Here is a 3,135-nt window from a genome sequence, read left to right as displayed (position 1 = left end):
TGGCGGCGGCGGAGTGCTCCGCTGCCGCCAGATTTTCCGAAGATCCGGTGGAAATCCTTGAAATTCAAGGGTTTTCCGTGAAATTATCTTGCAAAGGCAGAAGATGTATGGTAGATTTTCAATGTAAACCGCATTATAGTTACGAGGACTTTCTGGAAGTGATGCGCCTGCTGCGGGCACCGGGCGGCTGCCCCTGGGATCGAGAGCAGACCCATGGTTCCATCCGGCGGAACTTCCTGGAGGAGACCTACGAGGTCCTGGACGCCCTGGACCGGGACGATCCCCGGGACATGTGCGAGGAGCTGGGCGACGTGCTGATGCAGGTTGCCTTCCACGCCCAGATCGAGGCGGAGCGGGGCAACTTCACCATGGACGACGTGGTGGACGGCGTGACGAAAAAGCTGGTGTACCGTCATCCCCATGTGTTCGGCACCGTGGAGGCGGAGACCTCCGAGCAGGTGCTGGTGAACTGGGAGGCCCTCAAGCGCAAGGAAAAGGGGCAGGAGACCACCGCTGACGCCGTGGAGTCCGTGCCCCATACGCTGCCGGCTTTGTGGCGGGCGGAGAAGGTGCAGAAGAAGGCCGCCAAGGCGGGCTTTGACTGGCCCGATGTGACCGGCGCACTGGACAAGCTGGAAGAGGAGATCCGGGAACTGCGGGAGGCCGCGGCATCCGGCCGGGAGACCGACGCGCCCCACGGCGTGCAGGAGGAGCTGGGCGATGTGCTGTTTATGGCCGCCAAGGTGGCCCAGATGTCCGGCGTGGACCCGGAGGAGGCGCTGCATTGCGCCTGTGACAAATTCAACCGCCGTTTCCGCTATGTGGAGGAGCATGCGGAGGAGCCCCTTTCGGCGTGCGGCGGGGAGAAACTCACCGCCCTGTGGCGGGACGCCAAGAAAAACGAGGAGTCTTAATCGCGTTTTGCGTTAAGAATAAAGGGAAGAATACCCCAAGATTTCAAATAGGAGGATTTTATCCATGAACAAAGCTGAACTCATCAACTCTGTCGCCGCTACCGCCGAGGTCTCCAAGAAGGAAGCCGAGGCTGTCATCACCGCTACTCTGGACGCCATCACCGCCGCCCTGAAGGAAGGCGACAAGGTCCAGCTGGTGGGCTTTGGCTCCTTCGAGGTGAAAAAGCGCGCCGCCCGTATCGGCCGCAACCCCAAGACCAAGGAGTCCATTGAGATCCCCGCTTCTGTGGTGCCCGTGTTCAAGGCCGGAAAGGCGCTCAAGGACACGGTGGCGAAGTAAGCAGGACGCCCTTCGTCCGCAAGCGGCGGCAGGCCTGGCCTGCGGCTGCAAACCGTGAAAACAATCAGGGGACTGCCGGCACGAAAGTGCCGGCAGTCCTGCTTTGGAGGAAACCATATGCGTTTGGACAAATATCTGAAGGTGACCCGGCTCATCAAGCGGCGGACCGTGGCCAACGAGGCCTGCGACAACGGCCTGGTGACCGTCAACGGCAAGCCCGCCCGGGCCAGCTACGACGTGAAAGTGGGGGACCAGATCACGCTGCGTTTCGGCATCCGCACCATTACGGTGGAGGTGCTCTCCGTCCAGGAGACGGTGCGCCAGGCGGAGGCCGGCGGACTGTACCGGGAAGTGGACCGCCGGAGAAACGAAGAGCCCCAGGACTGAGATACGCCCCGCATAATCCCGCTCCCTGTGCCATATAGTTGGGACAGGGGAGGGACGCCGTATGAACGACTATCATGAAATGCCGCCGTCTGCCCACCGGCTGGAACTGACGGGCCGGGAGCAGATGACCATCTCCGGCGTGGAGGATGTGGAGCGGTTTGACGAGAGCAGCATCGTGATGACCACCACCGCCGGGGTCCTGGTCATCATGGGGGAGGACCTGCACATCGGCAAGCTGTCGCTGGACGGCGGAGAGCTGCATGTGGACGGCCGTGTGGACTCCCTCGCCTACGAGGACGGCGGACGGGAATCGGGCGGCGGTTTCCTGCGCCGCCTGTTTGGCTGAGCCTATGGGAAACAGCGTCTCCGGGCAGTTGGTGCTCTTCGGCCAGTCCATTTTGCTGGGCGCGGCGGCGGGGGTGGTGTACGATCTGCTGCGGGCGTTCCGGCGGCGCTGGCCCCGCTCCACCGCGGCACTGGACAGCGTGTACTGCCTGCTGCTGGGCGGCGGGCTGCTGCTCTTCACCCTGGAGCGGGGGGAGGGAGAGCTGCGGCTGTATGCCCTGGTGGGGCTGATCGGTGGCGCGGTGCTGTTTTTCAGCCTTTTTTCTTCCCCGTTGGGGCCGGTGTGGGATTTTTGGGTGGATACAGTGGCCTATTTGGCGTATTTGCTGTTGATTCCTTGGAAATTGCTGAAAAAATTCTGCAAAAAAATCGCCGTCAGCGGAAAAAATCTCTTTTATTTTGCGGGGAAATGCTATACAATAAAACAAACTGGAGCCAAACGGTTCCGAAGAACGGGAGGTGCCGGGCATGGCAAGAAAGAAAGCGCAGAAACCCAAGCGGGCCGGCACCGGACCGGTCGTTCGTCTGCTGCTGCTGTTGCTGCTGGTGAGCCTGGGGTGGCAGCTGGTGCGGATCAATCGCCAGGTGGAGACCGCCCAGGCCCAAAAGGAGGAGCTGTCGGAGCAGGTGGAGTCCAAGCAGGCGGAAAACGACGCCCTGCGGGCGGACATCGCCGACGGCGGCAGCCAGGAAAAGAAAGAGGAGATCGCCCGGGATGAACTGGGCATGGTTGCGCCCGGAGAGCGGGTTTTTATTGTGAATTGAAGTGGTGCCGGGCGACGAGGGGAGCGGTGAGCTTCTCCCGCTTGCGCCGGCATCGCGCCTTTTCTGTCAGTCATTCCGCGCCGGGAGCCGGCGCAAAAAAATAGTTGGAAGGAGAAACATTTCACCGTATGGAGCCTCAGGTTGGGAGTATTCTGGAAGGCAAGGTAACCACCATCACCAAATTCGGCGCGTTTGTCGCCCTGGGCAATGGGAAGTCCGGTTTGGTGCATATCTCGGAGATCGCGAACGCCTTTGTCAACGACGTACATGACTTTTTGCAGGAGGGCCAGACCGTCAAGGTGCTGGTACTGTCCACGGAGAACGGGAAGATCAACCTCTCCATCAAGAAGGCGCTGCCCCAGCAGGAGCGCCCGGCATCCCGCG

At 61.3% G+C, this 3,135-nt stretch carries 6 protein-coding genes and 1 pseudogene; all 7 read left to right on the top strand.

The annotated features are described in order from the left end of the window. Positions 1–107 precede the first annotated feature (107 nt). Positions 108–914, top strand: a complete 807-nt coding sequence (gene mazG, locus QZL67_RS07540; RefSeq protein ID WP_022290119.1) for a nucleoside triphosphate pyrophosphohydrolase — start codon at positions 108–110, stop codon at positions 912–914. A gap of 64 nt (positions 915–978) precedes the next feature. Continuing rightward, entirely contained in the window at positions 979–1,254 is a 276-nt protein-coding gene (locus QZL67_RS07535; protein ID WP_022290118.1) for an HU family DNA-binding protein, read from the top strand. Between the two features lie 117 nt (positions 1,255–1,371). After that, positions 1,372–1,641 (top strand): RNA-binding S4 domain-containing protein, encoded by a 270-nt coding sequence (locus QZL67_RS07530; protein WP_022290117.1) that lies wholly within the window; start codon positions 1,372–1,374, stop codon positions 1,639–1,641. Between the two features lie 61 nt (positions 1,642–1,702). Next, entirely contained in the window at positions 1,703–1,987 is a 285-nt protein-coding gene (locus tag QZL67_RS07525; protein WP_022290116.1) for a YabP/YqfC family sporulation protein, read from the top strand. Continuing rightward, positions 1,902–2,243: pseudogene (yabQ, locus tag QZL67_RS11675) on the top strand (spore cortex biosynthesis protein YabQ); the annotation flags it as partial. The gene QZL67_RS07525 and the pseudogene yabQ, both read left to right, overlap by 86 nt. 211 nt (positions 2,244–2,454) lie before the next feature. Next, on the top strand, positions 2,455–2,751 hold the full coding sequence (locus tag QZL67_RS07520) for a septum formation initiator family protein (protein WP_022290115.1): 297 nt from the start codon (positions 2,455–2,457) through the stop codon (positions 2,749–2,751). A 128-nt stretch (positions 2,752–2,879) separates the two neighbouring features. Then, a partial coding sequence (locus QZL67_RS07515) for a S1 RNA-binding domain-containing protein (protein ID WP_292920096.1) occupies positions 2,880–3,135 on the top strand: 256 nt, incomplete at its 3' end.

It is taken from the genome of Oscillibacter sp. CAG:155, assembly GCA_000436875.1.
Taxonomy (GTDB): domain Bacteria; phylum Bacillota; class Clostridia; order Oscillospirales; family Oscillospiraceae; genus Oscillibacter.
Note: the sequence above shows the minus strand (reverse complement) of the source record. Positions and strands in the feature narration are given on the sequence as shown.

Coding starts and splice junctions, on each gene's coding strand:
- QZL67_RS07520 (WP_022290115.1), top strand. CDS start 2,455: ATGGCAAGAAAGAAAGCGCAGAAACCCAAGCGGGCCGGCACCGGACCG.
- QZL67_RS07530 (WP_022290117.1), top strand. CDS start 1,372: ATGCGTTTGGACAAATATCTGAAGGTGACCCGGCTCATCAAGCGGCGG.
- mazG (WP_022290119.1), top strand. CDS start 108: ATGGTAGATTTTCAATGTAAACCGCATTATAGTTACGAGGACTTTCTG.
- QZL67_RS07525 (WP_022290116.1), top strand. CDS start 1,703: ATGAACGACTATCATGAAATGCCGCCGTCTGCCCACCGGCTGGAACTG.
- QZL67_RS07535 (WP_022290118.1), top strand. CDS start 979: ATGAACAAAGCTGAACTCATCAACTCTGTCGCCGCTACCGCCGAGGTC.